Here is a 13,954-nt window from a genome sequence, read left to right as displayed (position 1 = left end):
GCGATCAGGGGCTAAACCGCCGCTATATCCAGACTGATCGCCTGGTATTCGTCGGAGTCGCCGACGCGCTCATAAAGCCGGATATACGGCTTGGTGCCCGTCACGCGGATACCATCAACGATCGCCTGCATGGCGGTGTCCCATTTCTTGTCGTCAATGCGAAGGCGCCGCAGGCCAAGAATGCGCCCGGTGTTCACCTTACCTTCCTTGTCGACCTGGAACGCTTCGTTGATCAGCGCCTTGATCTTGTCATCGCTTCCCTGCGTCCAGACGCGTAGGCATTCGTCGATCAGTTCCTTCGCGGCCTGCAGACGTTCATCGAACTGGATGTGTTCAGAAATCTGGCGCACGATCTTGTAACGACCGTCGAACGTTACGAGCGAGATGTTGCCTTTCGTGCCGCCGACCCGCACGCCATACTGTTCGTTGCTCACCTCGACGAACGTGCTGATGTCGCCAAACGCATCGGCCTTGAACTCGGCCAGTTCCTGGGCGAGTGCCTTGCCACGTGTCACAAGCCGCATGATCGTTTGATCGCGCAACTGGTCGATCGGCTTGAGCATTGTCTGCGGAACAAGACGACCACGCGAGTCTTTTACGTAGCCATCCGGAATATGCTGCTGTGTCATTTTGACTCTCGATCAGATTGGAAGCTTGGAATCAGTGAGCGTTGCGAATGCGCGTGGATTCGACGCATTCCTCGAGCTTCTCGCGAAGGCGAGGCCGCTCGTTCAGGTAGGCTTCGAGACAGCTCTTGATGCCATCCGAATTGCCGGCAATATGTGCCAGGAGCACATTGTTGTGAGACACGACCAGCTGATTGATCAGGTCGTCGCGCTGGGCTGAAAGCAGGAACTGATCAAACAGGATTTCATTGGCTCGCGTGAGCTGCTCACGCAATTCTTCGACCGTATTGAACGCTGCGGGATTGGCAAGGGTCGGGCCTTGCAGAATGCTCGATTTCATCGTGGAATCCTTCAGATAGGTATTCGATATTCAGGCGTGTTGAGGCGTGCTTGCCGCTGCGTTGCCAAGCTCGCGCCAGCACACAGTTATGCCGTCCAACACACCCCATACTTCGGTTGCGTCGCCATCGGGCCGGAACGAACGGGCGCCCATCCGGTCCAGCAGCGGCGCGATCGATTTCGTGGCATCGCGCTCGATACGAACGACCGGGCGTGACTCGCCCCACGACACCTGCACCACGCGCAGGCCCATGCTGCGCAGCTCACGCTCCGCATGATTTAGTTGCGCGAGGCGTTCGAGAACAGTGGCGGTGAACACCCGCGATTCGTGACTGCGGGGCATCTCTTCAGTGCGAACCAGTTGCAAATGCGCTTCCATCAGAATTCTCCCGTTCAGTGATGCGGAATCAGTAGGACCGGTATTCACGCACGATCTCGGCGTGTGCGGCTTCGATTGTCTCGGCGCTCACGTGACGAGCACCAATCTTCGCGGCAACATTCATCGCTGCCGCCGTCCAGTTGTCGACGGCCAGCGGATACAGATAGGAGCGTTCACCATCGGCATCGGTCAGGCGCGCCGAAAGGGCCTCGATCGCATCAGGCTTGAACGCGGCGGCAGCCGAACCGAGCCGAAACTTCAGGTAGTCGGGCAATTGCTTGTTAAGCGGCTCGAGCTTCACCATTTCGCAGCGCTGCCACACTTCGCGGATCTCAAAATCGAGAGGCGACAGACGACGCGCGAGTTCGGGTTGACCGAGCAGCAGAATCGAGATCAGTTGCCGCGAGCCGGCTTTCAGCTCATAGAAATTCTTCAGATGCTTGAGCGTCGGGATCGGCAGGCGATGGGCCTCCTCGATCACCAGTAGGTGCCGACGTTTGGGGTTGTCCTTCATGGCGCGTATCAGGGCGTCGCGAATCTGTACCCCGCGAGCCTCCAGCGAACGTTTCGGCCGTTCGTATGGGGCGACCTCACGCAGAATGGCCTCGGCGATATGCGCCGCCTTCAGCGTTTTTCCCTTCGTGTCGTTTTCTTCCATCCCGATGATCATCGGCTCGATCACGACCACTTCCGCGCGGTCGGCCAGTTCCTCGATCAGCACATCCTTCAACGTAGTCTTGCCCGCGCCAGATTCGCCCACGATCGCAAGGAAGCCGCCATACCGCGCCTTGGTCATCATGTGCTCGTAGCCGACACGCAAGGCGCGCCCCATGAACACCTCGGCGCGGGTCTGCGGCGGAACCAGCGGATCGCGCTTCATCTGAAAGAAGTCGAGGGTATGCGGGTTGAGAGAGATTTTTCGGATTAACATATGGGCGTTCTCACTTTGAATGTCGTGTTTGGGTGGGACAACTGGCGGAATCTCGTTAGCGCGGGATTCCGCCGCTTCGTTGAATGCGCCTGCGACTTCTTCTGTGCTCGCACCGAGCTCGATCAGTGCAGCGCGCAAGACGCGCTGCACGTCATGCCGGGGGCGACTTGCCGGGTACGTTCCGTGGTTCGCCAGAAGGCTCACGGCGGTACGCGAGAGTCCGACACGTCGACCGAGTTCGCTACGCTGAATCCGGTGCTTCTGGATGATCTCCCCGAGCCTCAGCATGCCTTTGCCTCCCGCACCGAGCCGTCATCCGACCATTGCGCGGCCAACCGCTCAAGCTGGTCTTCGCTTACGCCATCCGGAAACCGCTGGTCCAGCCACGCGAAATATTCCGGCTGCCACGCATCGCCCAGCTTTTCTTGCAACCACAGCGCGGCACGCGTCGCCGTCAGTTTCTTCGCCACGACCACCGGCGTGTCGACGTCAAGCGGCGTTCCTGCTCGCGGCAGACGGACAGGCTGTTGCGTCTCACGAGCCGTCTTGTACGGATCAAATGCGCCGCCGAATGGCGTGTATCCGGGCGATTTCCTGACCGCATCGGCCTCGGTGATCTTTGCCTCGCCGCTCGCCAGCTTCGCGACCTCCTTGCGGTTCGTCTCGAGCGCCGTGTCGGGCATCGCCTTGTAGCCACTGGCGATCTCGATCGCCGTGCTCGGAAAGCCGTTACTGTCTTTCGTGACCTCCGGCAACGGCAGATGCACTTCCCGGCCGTCGGCACCGGTAACAACGGCCATCGCGGTGTCCGCCACGAAGGGATGCCAGTGAACGTGTACCGTGCAGCCGCGCGTCACGCCCGGCACGTCGATCACGTTCCAGATCCGATTTTTGAAGCGCACGGTCATGTCGCCATCCACGCGCCGCGATTCCGGCTCGTCGGTCGCGAGGGTCAGCAATACGTCCTCGGCCGGCGTGATACGCAGCTCCTCGGGGCGAATCTCCATCCATTTGTCCAGACGCGTCTTGCCGTGGCGCGAGTGAATCGCGGTGGCATTGAAATGCGTCTGGTAGATGTCCGCGAGGCGGTTCAAATCCTCGAATGAGCGCACCTGCTGACGTACGAATTTCAGTCCTGACTCGAACTTGCACTCGATGATGTCCTGACCTTTTTCGACGCTACCCTTGGCGCGGGCGTTACCTGGCCGATTGACAATCAGGTCGATTTCAAGCCGGCGGCAGAAACGCTTCACCAGCCCGGCAGCCGTCGCCCCCGGATCCACCATCAGATGCAGGGGCGCACCGTGAAACGGATCAGACGCCAGAGGCTTCTTTGCCATGGCCCAGGCCATGAAACGCACTGTGTGCTGGCCCGACTCCGAGTGCGGGTAGTAGCGCCAGCGCAGGGTCCCTGAGCAATGATCGGCCACCACATATCGGATCACCCGGAATGCCTCAATCGCTTTGAGATTCTCGGGCTTGTTTTTGTAGTGAACGCCGTCTTTCAATTCCTGGATACCGATGCCGCCTTGCGGCAGGTAATACACAACGCACACGGACGCGTCGGCCTCCCACGTGTGGTTCGGATGCGGACTCGACAGGCGGACATGCGACGTCGGCGTGCGTAGTTGCTCGGGGTGAAGCTGATAGGCCCGAAGCGCGCGCGCGATGCTCGAGTCGGACAGCGCCGTGATCTCGCCGCTCGACGCGTCGGTGCGCTCGGCCTGGATCATGCCGGCCGCGCGAAGCTGCGCGACCAGGTCGGTCAGCTTGCCGCGCTGCTTGCCGTTCGCGCTGAAGCCCTCCATCAACGCTGCGGACACAACGCGCGCCTCCTCCAGAGTCAGCGTGAGCGAACCGGCATCACTGCGGCGCTTGCGGTCGCGCGCCATATGCGGTTCGAGCCATCGGTGCGCAGTCTGCTTCGACGTGCCGAGATCGGCGGCGAGAGCATCGATCAGCGCGCCCTTTGCACCGTGCGCGGCCGACTCGATGCGCGCCGCATAGTCGGCGAGGATCGCCTGCTGTTGCGGGGTAGCGGGCATGGTTTCAGGCGTCGTGTTTTCCATTACCTTCGCCGGCAGCGTTTTGCGCAGCCAGCGCCTCGTTGACTGCGGCCCAGCTCGCGTCACCCGCGACGCTCGCATCGATCTGCTCACCGTCCTCCGGCAGGATGCCGAAGTCCGCGACGAGCCCGCGTGCAGCGGCAAAGATGCGGCCAAGTGCGGCGGCGCATGCCTGCTCGATAATGTGTCGGTCGGCCCCATGCTTATCGATCGTCACCATTGCCTGGGTCATTTTTGAGCGCAGGCCGGCGGTGATGCTCGCGGCGCATTGCAACGCTTCGCTATCTAGGTGGGTCAGCGCTTCCTCGGCCAGAAACTCCGGCGTCGGCGCAGGGGTGCGAGCGATTGTTTCCTGTAGTTCTTGAATGGTCTGCTGGTTCTTGGCGGCAACCGCGTCCTTGGAATCAATTTTGGCCTTCGCTTCGCGCAACGCGGCCCGCAGCTCCTTGACCGACATGGTTGCTACGTCGTCGAGTGTCAGTTCGCCTGTCTGACCGTTCAATTCGAGTTCTTCGATCTGCTCGTCGTCGAGGACCAACATTTCAAAAAGCTTCGACTGGCTACCGATAGCCTTGGTCAAATGTGTCGACGTCGACACATTTGAGAACTTGGTGGCGGCGTGCATAAATTTGGCCGCGACACAACGATCCAGTCCCAGCACGTCAAGTCGGGCGACAAAATTTCCATGCCCGCACGCCGATTTGAGCACCATGAGGCCCCGCCCGACCTCGAGACAGGCTTCCACGCTTCTGCGCATGTTCGCGGCGATATCACGCTGGATCAGGTCCGGATCGGTGGCATCGGCCGGCAGCTGGTACCCCAGGCGCGTGGCGATCGAACGGACCTCCGCTTCACGTTCGGCAAGCTCGGCCGACTGGTTGGCGTTATGACTATCGAGCGCTGCAACTGCACCCGGCAGTCCGGGCATCTCAACTTCGGAAACGACGATTGCGGCGGATTGGGTGACAGCGGGTTTGCGAGCCATGGAAGCTCCTTACAGAGGGGTGGTAAGGGAGCGCTGGAGCGACTCCAGCGCAGACTTGGCGGCGTCGAGCGAACGCAGGATCGATACCGCATGACGTGCGAAAGAGGATGACGGCCGGATGCGACCGGTTTCCGGGATGCGTTCGGCGAATCCTTTTTCCTCAAGAGTGCAGACGTATCGGGTGATGGAGCTGGGATCAAGACCGGTCGCTTTGGCGATTTCCGACGGAGTCAACCCGTGCGCAAAGTGGTTCAGCAGTACGCTCAATACGTCGAGTACTTTGCCGGCGGACTGACTAGTAGTTTTTTGTTCGGCAGCCATGCGTCTCCTCAATAAATTCAGGGGATACTGGTGGTTTTACCAGCGGAAATGCGATTGCAACATGTGGGATGTGAGAGGCATAATCCCGGGCCAGAACGTTCGAACGTTAAGCTGCGGCTCGCTGCTGGACCGACGGCAAAGCCTTTGTTGGATCGGGGCAAAGTTCACCCTCCTTCAGGCCAAGCTTGATGGCGATTTCGTGTGCTTGGCCGCGGATACACTTCTTTCGTCCGCCTAGCACCTCGAAAACCATCGTTGGCGAAAAGCGGTTAGCGATAGCCCATTGGGTGATGGAGATACCCTTCAGGCGAAGTTCCGATCGGACTTCTTCGGGCGTGCGTAGTGACATGGCGTGGCTCCGTTTCAGGTGCGCGTTGCACCGGGAAAGGTGACTGTTAAGTAGCCGTTCGTTGTCAAACGGCGCGAACCAAATATATACCAAAGATCTTTGGTATAGCAAGGAAATTTGATGTCTATCGAGCGCGCAGATATCGCAATCCGCTTGGTCGAGGAGCGTGGACGAATCGGGTACAGCCGTGTTTCGTTCGCCCGCGAGCTAGGGATCAGCGGGGAGACTCTTAGGCTTTACGAGATCGGTAAGAGCGCATTGAACGCAGAGGTCCTGGCGAAGGCTGTCGCCCTGGGGGTCGACGTTCAATATGTTCTGGCCGGGATTAGATCGAACAACGTCGCGGAAGCCGAGAGAGCGGCTCAGCCGACGGTTCATCAAGCGCATGGCGGGGCGGGCAACGTTCTGCATCTCGCGAACATTCATGGCGGCACATTCAATGTCATCCACTCACCACGCGATGCACCGGCCAGCAACTCGCCCACGAAGTCAGCGGAAAATTATGTGAGCGAAAGCCAAGCCGACCAGCTTAGCGATCTCGTGCATGAAGTCGTGGACCTGGAAGCGAGATTCAAAGCTAAACCGAGCAGCTATCGAGCGGTATGGGCCGCACTCAATGCGCATTGCAGCGTAACCCGTTATACCCAGATAGCGTCAAGCGACTATCCCAAGGCGGAAAAATATCTGCGCCAATGGATTACTCGTCTAAATGCACTTGCTCCTTCTCCACCAGCTGATAACAAGGCGTGGCGTACGCGAAAAATTGCATACATCAAGATCAACACGAAGGACGATGAAGTCTGGCTGAGTACATACCTCGAGAAGATCCGCAAAGATGCGACCCTCGCCGATCTATCGGACGAAGATCTTGACAGGACATACCGTGCTGTATCGGCGCGGAAGCGCACTCGTACCAGATAGAGCTACCGCTACGATACGCACAATATGCTCGCACCTATGCCTCGGTTTCCGGACATTTGTCGGACGGCAGCGATATGATCTAGTGCCGTTATCCCGCAGAGATCGATAACTTGAAGGACGAAAATGACAGCCCGTTCTACTATCCGAAGATTAGTTACTTCAGTGTTGTTTCTGGCCGCCAGCTCAACTATGAGCTGGGCAGGTAGTGTTGTTGGACAACAGTTACCCGCGCCGCTCCAGAAAATCGTTGATGTATTCAACAACCGAGGAGGCACTCTCGAAAACGGCGCGTTTAGGATCATCATGGACAGAGTGACCGTTAATCATGAAATTTTTTACGCGGCCATTGAGGCTACATGTGGAGCAATCTGGCTAGATCCGAAGCGTGGGTGGGGAAACGCGAAGGTCGATCGTATTGAGGTCGTAAACAGAACACAAGGTCAGGGCTTTGCGATCGTCAATGCTCGCAAGTCTTGCGACGAATTTGGCGTATTCAAAGGCGACACAGAGAAACTGATCGTATCGAAGGCATGGGTTTGCGTTGCCGGCTTCCCGTGTCGAGCGAGACGGTCCGGCGAAATTACGGCTGGAGATGAATGACCTCACTGCCACACTCAAGGTTTCCATCGCACCATGTGCAATTGGTTCGACGGTGCTGCAGTCCGTCGATATCTCGTTTGTATCCCCGCATTTCTGGGCGTTCTAAACGATTCTCTCGCGCGATGCGCCCGACATACCCACTCGCCGTCGCCAGCCTGTTGTAACGCCGTTAAACAGGCTGGCTATGCCACGAAATATCGGCATGCCAACTATCGCTGCCAGTCGACGTGACCGACGTGGGACGCGCCACGCCGACACCTCAAATTCCCCGCACTTCGGTCAATCTTTGCACGGTGCCCACTGTAGTGCGCGCGCCAGCCGATAAACACTAAAAGCCTTTACTGGCTGCTCGCAGCGCGCCCCGGCAAAGTGGGCGCATGAAACCGAACGCCTCCTCATCCCGCACGCCGACCGTCGGCTTTGCCGCTTGCGCACTCGACGTGCAGGCGTCTCTCGCGGGCCGTGCGCAGATATTCCCGATGGGCGAGTTTCGCTCGGACGACGGAAGCGGTCGTCCCACCGATTGCCGCGCCTGGAAAATGACGCCGGAGATCGGCCAACGCCTCGTTGCTGCAGCAACTGCACGCACCACGCCCTACTGTTTCGACTACGAGCATCAGGTGCTTCGCGCCCAGGACAACGGCAAGCCAGCGCCAGCGGCCGGCTGGTTCCAGACGCTCGAAGTGCGCGACGACGGCATCTGGGCAACCGATATCGAATGGACGCCAGCAGCGCGCCAAATGATCGAGGCCGGCGAGTACCGCTATACGAGTCCGCTTTTCGCGTACAGCACGAAGACGGGCGAAGTCTCCAACATCGTCAACGTCGCGCTTACCAACACCCCCGCACTGGATGGCATGGCCGCGCTCGCGGCAGCCAGCGCGATCGCCGCACTTTCCATTCACCCCTCTGAGGAGAACCCCATGGACGAGCTGCTCGAGCGGCTTCGCTATTTGCTCAACCTGCCTGTGACGGCGACAGCCGACGACATCAGCACGCACCTGGACAAGATCAAATCGATGATCGCTGGCGATACGGCGACGGCTGCTGCGGGGGTGTCGCTCGTCGACCATCTCGCATCGCTTCGCCAGAACCTGGCCGACACGCAGACGGCGCTCGCAGCAGCCAGTTCGAAGACCCCGACAGGCGGTGCTCCTGATCCCGCGAAGTTCGTGCCGATGGATCAGTTCGTCACGATGCAAAACCAGGTGGCCGCGCTCACACGACAACTCGAAGATGGCGAGCGCAACGATCTGATGGAGGCGGCGCTGTCGGATGGTCGCATCCTCGCCCCGCAGAAAGACTACTGGAGCAAGCAGCCGATTGCGGCGCTCAAGTCGTACCTCGAGGTCGCGCAACCGCTCGCCGCGCTCGGCAGCATGCAGACGGGCGGCGTTGCCCCGAGTGGCGCATCGACCGCCGCGCTTTCGGCCGACCAGAGCGCAATTTGCAAGCGCCTCGGGCTCGACCAGGCGAAGTTCGCCCAATCCCTCGGCAAGGGCGTCTGAGCACACCCTCACGATTCTCACGAAACAGGAGCAGGACACATGACTGCAGCGATTAGTGACCGCGATACGCCCCGGCGTGAAGCGGTGACCTTTGACTATCCGGCCAAGGCCGCGAAGCTCTTCTTTGTTGGTGCGATGGTCGCCGTCGACAGCACGACCGGTTTCGCAGCGCCATGCACGGGGGCAGCGACGGAAACGGTAGTGGGCGTGAACGAAAAGCGCCTCGACAACACGCTGCAGCTGGTCGACGGCGCAGTCACGATCAAGGTGCGCAGGGGGTGCTTTCGCTTCACGAACGATCCCAACAATGCGTACACGCTGAAGGACCTGGGCAGCGCGGCGCACGCGCTCGACGACTCGACCGTCAGCAAGGCCGGTCAGGCACTCGCTGGCGTGCTGCGCGACATTGACGCGAACGGCGACGCCTGGATCGAAATCTAACGGGAGACTTCTACAGCATGGAACTTAATCAAGCCAATTACGCTGCGCTCACTCAGGCGTTCAACCTGGTCTTCCAGGAATGGTTCACGCAGACCGACACGCAGTGGGATCGTTTCGCGATGCGTACGGAGTCGAACACGTCCCAGTCCGTTTATCCGTGGCTCGGCCAAACCACGGCGTTCCGAGAATGGCTCGGCGATCGTGTGATCCAGAACCTGACGCAACACGGCTTCTCGATCACGAACAAGTCGTACGAGAACACCGTGGGCGTCTCGCGCGATTCGATCGACGACGACCAGTACGGCGTCTACAAGCCACTGTTCGCTCAGCTCGGCCAGGATGCAAAGCGCCATCCCGACATGCTCGTCTATAGCCTGCTGAAACAGGGCACCACGAGCCTGTGCTATGACGGCCAGCCGTTCTTCTCGACCGATCACCCGGTGGGCGCGCAAGGACACGAGAAGTCGTTTTCCAATGACATGGGCGGCACGGCAACGCCCTGGTATCTGATCGACGCAAGCAAGGCGATCCGTCCGATGATCGTGCAGATGCGCCGCGATTATCAGTTCGTGGCGCTCGACAAGATTGACGACCTGCGCAATTTCATGGCGAAGGAGCTGCTCTACGGCGTTGACGCACGGATGAATGTCGGCTTCGGTCTGTGGCAGCTCGCCGCTCGCAGCGCCCAGCCGCTGAACACCGACAGCTATGCGCACGCACGATCGAACATGATGAGCATCAAGTCCGACGCTGGTGCTGCGCTCAACGCGAAGCCCTCGTTGATGATCGTGCCGCCTGCGCTCGAAGAACAGGCACTGCAGACCATCATGGTCGAGCGGCTCGCCAACGGTGCATCGAACCCGTACTACAAGAGCTGCGACGTGCTCGTCGCACCGTATCTCGCTTAACAGGAGGAGCAGATGGCCAAGACGATCGTCAAGATGCTGCGCGTGGTGCCGACGACCGGACGTGACACCTACCGGGCAATCGGCCGCGCATTCGGCCGCAAAGCAACGGACATCCCGCTGAGCGAACTCACGAAGCCGCAAATCGAGTCGCTGAAGTCGGATCCGTGGCTCTCCGTTTCCGAAGTCGACGTGCCGGTCGAAACGGCGGAGCAGCCTAAAGGCCAGGACAAGGCATGAGCGCGCTGCAGGCGTGGGACCCGATCAATGCGTGTTACGTCGACGTTATTGTCGACGAGACGGGTGCATTGAAGACGACCGCCGCCGGCGCCAGCGGCGCGCTGGAATCCACGCAGCAGCAGATCCTGATCGCAGTAGAGGACTATGCCATTACGGAGATTTCCTACGACAGCAATAACAATCCGACATCAATGACACGGCTGCTGAACGGTGTGAGCCAGACGAAGACATTGACGTGGGATGCGTCCGGGAATCTGCTATCCACCACAGCGTGGACGTAATCCATGTCGATTGAGAAGACCCTACTTGACGCCGCCGCGCTCGGGATATTTCGACGGCTTTTCAGGCTGGAGCGACAGAGGCAGCACGAGTTCGATTTCACCGCGACTGCCGATGGTCCCCAGGCCATCCCAATTGACGTGGCGGCGCACAGCATCTCTGTGTTCGTGAACGGTGTCCGGCAGTCGGGAAGCTCGCTTCTGGCTGGCTCAGGGAGCGTCAAAATCCCTGTCCAAATGGGCATCGTTTCGGGCGACGTGTTGACAATAACCTACTGGAAGTAATCAAGGAGAGATCGTGTCACTTACTCTTATTCGCGGTACTCAGCTTCGCCCCGGCACTGTGCCTTGGAGCGCCATGGCTGCCGGCGCGATTGTTCCAACGGCAAGCCTCATCGACGGGCCGCTGTTCGTGAAGTCGGACGGCTCGGTCCCTATGGCAGCCGCGCTGAACATGGGCGGCTTCGGGCTCAATAACCTGGCTGTGCCGGTTAACGGCTCGGATGCGGTGACGAAGACATATGTCGACAGCCTGGCGAACGGTCTGACGTTCAAGAATTCGGCTCGCGTGATTGCCATTTCGGACGTTGCGCTGACCGGTTTGCAAACGATCGACGAAGTAACGCTGGCAGCTGGTGATCGCGTGCTGCTGATCGGTCAAAACAACGCGGCACAAAACGGTCTTTGGGTAGCGGCGGCTGGTGCATGGGCACGTTCGGCCGACTATGCGTCGGGCAGCACGCAGAACGAAGGCACATACGTGATCGTCGACGAAGGCACGAGCGGCGCAAGTACGAAGTACATCTGTATGCCGGTCGCGACCAACGAACAGATCATCGTCGATACGACGGCGACGATGTGGACGCAGGATACCTCCGGCAACCAGATTACCGCTGGAAATGGTCTTTACAAGAGCGGCAATCAAATCCTAGCGAATATCACGGGTAACAGCGGTATAACGCTGAATTCGGCCGACGAGATCATTGTCAAGGCAGATCCGGGTGGTCTGCTTGGTGTCAGCGCGTCTGGCGTTGCTCTCTCGGGCGGTTCCGACGGCCAGATCATGGTCACGAATTCATCGAACAAGCCGACGTGGGTAACCGCATCGGGCGACGCGACGGTCGCGGATACCGGTGCAATTACCGTCGACAACACGTCGGGCAGCGGCTTCGTGAAATACGGCGACATCGTCGAAAACGAAACGCCGGCCGGTGTGATCGATGGGACCAACACGTCGTTCACGCTCGCCAATCCCAACGCCTATGGTCTCCAGTTGCAGTTGAACGGCCAGACGCTCGAGCCGGGCGTGGGTAACGACTACACGATCTCGGGCAAAGACATCACGACGCTGTTCGCGCCGGTGACGGGCGACAAACTGCGCGCCTACTACTTCAAGTAACGCTCTGGACCCAGCCTCCGGGCTGGGGCTTTTCCATGGAGTCGTAGATGAGCAATTCCGACATCAATAGCCTTTGGCTTGGCCGCATGCAGACGGAACTCGGCACGCTGCAATCCAACGTGATGCTGCTTGAAATCCGGTGCGACCAGTTGCAGCAGAAGGCCACCGAAGACGCAGCCCTGATCGAGGCGTTGAAGACGCGCGTTCGTACCGCGGAATCCGCACGCGCCGAGCTCGCCTCCCAGGTGCGAGCAAGGAAGCCGAAACATGTCTAGAACAGGTTTTAACGCCTCCGAGCAAATTGACGGGCAAGTCGCGTTTGGGAAGCAGGTCGAGATCGACGTGGGTCCCAGTTTCGTCGTCGATGCGACCGTCACCGCAACCGATCCAGAGGTAACGCCGTCATCGCTCGTTACCGCTCAGGTGATTGGAGTGACACCGTCGGACGGCCGTTCGACACAGGAGATCTACCTCGAGCAGGTGAACGTCTTCGCAACGCCGATGGAAGGCCACATTCGGTTTGACCTGCAGCCGAAGATGGGCAAGTTTCAGGGCAGATTCGTTATCGGGTATCAGATCGGAAAAGGACTGTAAAAATGACTGCGCTAGTACAGCTGATTGATCAGAACGGCAACTCGCTAGGCACCAGCGGAAACCCGTTGAGTGTCGAGGCGGCGGCCGCAGCAGGCCCCCTCGCACTCGACGCTTCGGTTCAGGCTGTCACGGCCGCCGTGAACGCAGCAACGACGGCCGTGTCTGCCGTGCAGGCCGCCGTCGCGCAATTGCATGCCGATCTGACAAGCTCGAACTCGACGCTGACCACCATCAATACGGCAGTGGGCAACGTGACGACTGCCGTCAACGCGGTAACGAGCGCGGTCAACGCGCTCCAGTCGTCAGTGGCAAGCGGCGACGCCTCGGAGGCCACTATCGCGGCCCAGACGGCTTCGCTGTCCACTGCCCTCGCAAACATCCAGACCCTAGTCTCGACGGGCAATACGGCGCTTGGGACGCTGCATGCGGACGATCTGAACCTGCAGGGGTTGGTGACGACCGGAAACACCGCACTTGCCGCGATCGAGACCGCGACGCAGGCCGGCGCGACAGCCGCCAGCCAAGCGACCATGATTTCGAGTCTGGCGTCCCTGAACACGGCGGCCACGACCGAACTGTCGACGCTGAGCACCATTGCGACGAACGTCACCGCGCTCGGTACCACGCTGGGCGGCGGTGCGACGCTTGCGCAAATTGTCTCGGCATTGAATCCGCTCGCGACGAGTTCAAACATCAGCGCGCTCCAAACCGCGCTTGCCACCATCGAGAACAGCGAGCTGACGCAGCTTAACGCGATTGCTGCACTCCAACCGGCGCTCAACGCCGACGGCGGCGCACTGGCTCACGTGACCAATTTCCCGGCGACGCAACAGGTCGGCGGTTCCGTGGCTGTCTCGAATCTGACGACGGGAGGGGCACAGGGCAATTCGAGTACGGCAGTGGTGATCAGCTACGAGCAGTTCAACGTTGTGATCGATCTGCTTTCCCAGATCCTCCAGGAGGTCTCAGTCTCCAACGCAATGTGGGCGAATGAGCTACGCCTGAAGGACGACCCGTCAACGCTGAGGCAGGATTTCAGCGCGATCTAGTAATCCACTTTTGATTTTTCAGC

General features: G+C 59.7%; 20 protein-coding genes. 12 read left to right on the top strand and 8 right to left on the bottom strand.

From position 1 onward, the window contains the following. Positions 1 to 11: 11 nt before the first annotated feature. From AC1VVG_RS26685 to AC1VVG_RS26650, 8 genes are all read right to left on the bottom strand, one after another. On the bottom strand, positions 12 to 629 hold the full coding sequence (locus AC1VVG_RS26685; protein ID WP_482836757.1) for a DUF3164 family protein: 618 nt from the start codon (positions 627 to 629) through the stop codon (positions 12 to 14). 31 nt (positions 630 to 660) lie between these two features. After that, on the bottom strand, positions 661 to 966 hold the full coding sequence (locus AC1VVG_RS26680; protein ID WP_482836756.1) for a hypothetical protein: 306 nt from the start codon (positions 964 to 966) through the stop codon (positions 661 to 663). A gap of 30 nt (positions 967 to 996) precedes the next feature. Further along, positions 997 to 1,344 (bottom strand): hypothetical protein, encoded by a 348-nt coding sequence (locus AC1VVG_RS26675; RefSeq protein ID WP_482836755.1) that lies wholly within the window; start codon positions 1,342 to 1,344, stop codon positions 997 to 999. 28 nt (positions 1,345 to 1,372) lie between these two features. Further along, entirely contained in the window at positions 1,373 to 2,563 is a 1,191-nt protein-coding gene (locus AC1VVG_RS26670; protein ID WP_482836754.1) for an ExeA family protein, read from the bottom strand. Beyond that, entirely contained in the window at positions 2,557 to 4,344 is a 1,788-nt protein-coding gene (locus tag AC1VVG_RS26665) for a hypothetical protein (protein WP_482836753.1), read from the bottom strand. Before AC1VVG_RS26665 ends, AC1VVG_RS26670 begins: the two co-directional genes overlap by 7 nt. After that, positions 4,325 to 5,326, bottom strand: a complete 1,002-nt coding sequence (locus tag AC1VVG_RS26660; RefSeq protein WP_482836752.1) for a hypothetical protein — start codon at positions 5,324 to 5,326, stop codon at positions 4,325 to 4,327. Before AC1VVG_RS26660 ends, AC1VVG_RS26665 begins: the two co-directional genes overlap by 20 nt. A 9-nt stretch (positions 5,327 to 5,335) precedes the next feature. Beyond that, positions 5,336 to 5,647 (bottom strand): helix-turn-helix domain-containing protein, encoded by a 312-nt coding sequence (locus AC1VVG_RS26655; protein WP_482836751.1) that lies wholly within the window; start codon positions 5,645 to 5,647, stop codon positions 5,336 to 5,338. A 106-nt stretch (positions 5,648 to 5,753) separates the two neighbouring features. Then, positions 5,754 to 5,996: a DNA-binding protein gene (locus AC1VVG_RS26650; protein ID WP_482836750.1), complete on the bottom strand. Its 243-nt coding sequence runs from the start codon at positions 5,994 to 5,996 to the stop codon at positions 5,754 to 5,756. A gap of 120 nt (positions 5,997 to 6,116) precedes the next feature. On the opposite strand from AC1VVG_RS26650, the gene AC1VVG_RS26645 reads away from it, so the two are divergent. The 12 genes from AC1VVG_RS26645 to AC1VVG_RS26590 all read left to right on the top strand — a co-directional run bounded on the left by AC1VVG_RS26645 (position 6,117) and on the right by AC1VVG_RS26590 (position 13,931). Further along, entirely contained in the window at positions 6,117 to 6,917 is an 801-nt protein-coding gene (locus AC1VVG_RS26645) for a helix-turn-helix domain-containing protein (RefSeq protein WP_482836749.1), read from the top strand. Positions 6,918 to 7,040: 123 nt separating this feature from the next. Next, positions 7,041 to 7,517 carry a hypothetical protein gene (locus AC1VVG_RS26640; RefSeq protein WP_482836747.1) on the top strand — a complete coding sequence of 159 codons (477 nt, stop codon included), beginning with the start codon at positions 7,041 to 7,043 and terminating at the stop codon, positions 7,515 to 7,517. Positions 7,518 to 7,894: 377 nt separating this feature from the next. Beyond that, positions 7,895 to 9,025: a phage protease gene (locus AC1VVG_RS26635; protein ID WP_482836746.1), complete on the top strand. Its 1,131-nt coding sequence runs from the start codon at positions 7,895 to 7,897 to the stop codon at positions 9,023 to 9,025. 39 nt (positions 9,026 to 9,064) lie between these two features. Continuing rightward, positions 9,065 to 9,466, top strand: coding sequence for a hypothetical protein (locus tag AC1VVG_RS26630; RefSeq protein WP_482836744.1), 402 nt, complete (start codon positions 9,065 to 9,067; stop codon positions 9,464 to 9,466). A 17-nt stretch (positions 9,467 to 9,483) separates the two neighbouring features. Further along, complete coding sequence (locus AC1VVG_RS26625; protein WP_482836743.1) at positions 9,484 to 10,374, top strand: Mu-like prophage major head subunit gpT family protein; 891 nt, start codon at positions 9,484 to 9,486, stop codon at positions 10,372 to 10,374. A 12-nt stretch (positions 10,375 to 10,386) separates the two neighbouring features. Then, complete coding sequence (locus AC1VVG_RS26620; RefSeq protein WP_482836741.1) at positions 10,387 to 10,611, top strand: hypothetical protein; 225 nt, start codon at positions 10,387 to 10,389, stop codon at positions 10,609 to 10,611. Beyond that, positions 10,608 to 10,892 carry a hypothetical protein gene (locus AC1VVG_RS26615; RefSeq protein WP_482836740.1) on the top strand — a complete coding sequence of 95 codons (285 nt, stop codon included), beginning with the start codon at positions 10,608 to 10,610 and terminating at the stop codon, positions 10,890 to 10,892. The genes AC1VVG_RS26620 and AC1VVG_RS26615 overlap by 4 nt, the downstream gene beginning before the upstream one ends. Positions 10,893 to 10,895: 3 nt before the next feature. Next, positions 10,896 to 11,174 carry a hypothetical protein gene (locus tag AC1VVG_RS26610; protein WP_482836739.1) on the top strand — a complete coding sequence of 93 codons (279 nt, stop codon included), beginning with the start codon at positions 10,896 to 10,898 and terminating at the stop codon, positions 11,172 to 11,174. Positions 11,175 to 11,187: 13 nt separating this feature from the next. Then, entirely contained in the window at positions 11,188 to 12,288 is a 1,101-nt protein-coding gene (locus AC1VVG_RS26605; protein WP_482836737.1) for a hypothetical protein, read from the top strand. Positions 12,289 to 12,335: 47 nt separating this feature from the next. After that, complete coding sequence (locus AC1VVG_RS26600) at positions 12,336 to 12,563, top strand: hypothetical protein (RefSeq protein WP_482836735.1); 228 nt, start codon at positions 12,336 to 12,338, stop codon at positions 12,561 to 12,563. Beyond that, positions 12,556 to 12,882 carry a hypothetical protein gene (locus AC1VVG_RS26595; RefSeq protein ID WP_482836734.1) on the top strand — a complete coding sequence of 109 codons (327 nt, stop codon included), beginning with the start codon at positions 12,556 to 12,558 and terminating at the stop codon, positions 12,880 to 12,882. Before AC1VVG_RS26600 ends, AC1VVG_RS26595 begins: the two co-directional genes overlap by 8 nt. A gap of 2 nt (positions 12,883 to 12,884) precedes the next feature. Beyond that, positions 12,885 to 13,931 (top strand): hypothetical protein, encoded by a 1,047-nt coding sequence (locus AC1VVG_RS26590; RefSeq protein WP_482836732.1) that lies wholly within the window; start codon positions 12,885 to 12,887, stop codon positions 13,929 to 13,931. The last annotated feature ends 23 nt before the right edge of the window (positions 13,932 to 13,954 follow it).

The sequence above is a fragment of the Burkholderia sp. L-4 genome (genome assembly GCF_056856535.1).
This window is presented reverse-complemented; position numbering and strand designations above follow the sequence as displayed.

What these genes read in the sequence shown, in the direction of transcription:
- AC1VVG_RS26655 (WP_482836751.1), bottom strand. Translation starts at nt 5,647, where the DNA reads ATGGCTGCCGAACAAAAAACTACTAGTCAGTCCGCCGGCAAAGTACTC.
- AC1VVG_RS26600 (WP_482836735.1), top strand. Translation starts at nt 12,336, where the DNA reads ATGAGCAATTCCGACATCAATAGCCTTTGGCTTGGCCGCATGCAGACG.
- AC1VVG_RS26660 (WP_482836752.1), bottom strand. Translation starts at nt 5,326, where the DNA reads ATGGCTCGCAAACCCGCTGTCACCCAATCCGCCGCAATCGTCGTTTCC.
- AC1VVG_RS26625 (WP_482836743.1), top strand. Translation starts at nt 9,484, where the DNA reads ATGGAACTTAATCAAGCCAATTACGCTGCGCTCACTCAGGCGTTCAAC.
- AC1VVG_RS26590 (WP_482836732.1), top strand. Translation starts at nt 12,885, where the DNA reads ATGACTGCGCTAGTACAGCTGATTGATCAGAACGGCAACTCGCTAGGC.
- AC1VVG_RS26635 (WP_482836746.1), top strand. Translation starts at nt 7,895, where the DNA reads ATGAAACCGAACGCCTCCTCATCCCGCACGCCGACCGTCGGCTTTGCC.
- AC1VVG_RS26615 (WP_482836740.1), top strand. Translation starts at nt 10,608, where the DNA reads ATGAGCGCGCTGCAGGCGTGGGACCCGATCAATGCGTGTTACGTCGAC.
- AC1VVG_RS26640 (WP_482836747.1), top strand. Translation starts at nt 7,041, where the DNA reads ATGACAGCCCGTTCTACTATCCGAAGATTAGTTACTTCAGTGTTGTTT.
- AC1VVG_RS26680 (WP_482836756.1), bottom strand. Translation starts at nt 966, where the DNA reads ATGAAATCGAGCATTCTGCAAGGCCCGACCCTTGCCAATCCCGCAGCG.
- AC1VVG_RS26670 (WP_482836754.1), bottom strand. Translation starts at nt 2,563, where the DNA reads ATGCTGAGGCTCGGGGAGATCATCCAGAAGCACCGGATTCAGCGTAGC.
- AC1VVG_RS26645 (WP_482836749.1), top strand. Translation starts at nt 6,117, where the DNA reads ATGTCTATCGAGCGCGCAGATATCGCAATCCGCTTGGTCGAGGAGCGT.
- AC1VVG_RS26595 (WP_482836734.1), top strand. Translation starts at nt 12,556, where the DNA reads ATGTCTAGAACAGGTTTTAACGCCTCCGAGCAAATTGACGGGCAAGTC.
- AC1VVG_RS26610 (WP_482836739.1), top strand. Translation starts at nt 10,896, where the DNA reads ATGTCGATTGAGAAGACCCTACTTGACGCCGCCGCGCTCGGGATATTT.
- AC1VVG_RS26650 (WP_482836750.1), bottom strand. Translation starts at nt 5,996, where the DNA reads ATGTCACTACGCACGCCCGAAGAAGTCCGATCGGAACTTCGCCTGAAG.
- AC1VVG_RS26630 (WP_482836744.1), top strand. Translation starts at nt 9,065, where the DNA reads ATGACTGCAGCGATTAGTGACCGCGATACGCCCCGGCGTGAAGCGGTG.
- AC1VVG_RS26675 (WP_482836755.1), bottom strand. Translation starts at nt 1,344, where the DNA reads ATGGAAGCGCATTTGCAACTGGTTCGCACTGAAGAGATGCCCCGCAGT.
- AC1VVG_RS26620 (WP_482836741.1), top strand. Translation starts at nt 10,387, where the DNA reads ATGGCCAAGACGATCGTCAAGATGCTGCGCGTGGTGCCGACGACCGGA.
- AC1VVG_RS26665 (WP_482836753.1), bottom strand. Translation starts at nt 4,344, where the DNA reads ATGGAAAACACGACGCCTGAAACCATGCCCGCTACCCCGCAACAGCAG.
- AC1VVG_RS26685 (WP_482836757.1), bottom strand. Translation starts at nt 629, where the DNA reads ATGACACAGCAGCATATTCCGGATGGCTACGTAAAAGACTCGCGTGGT.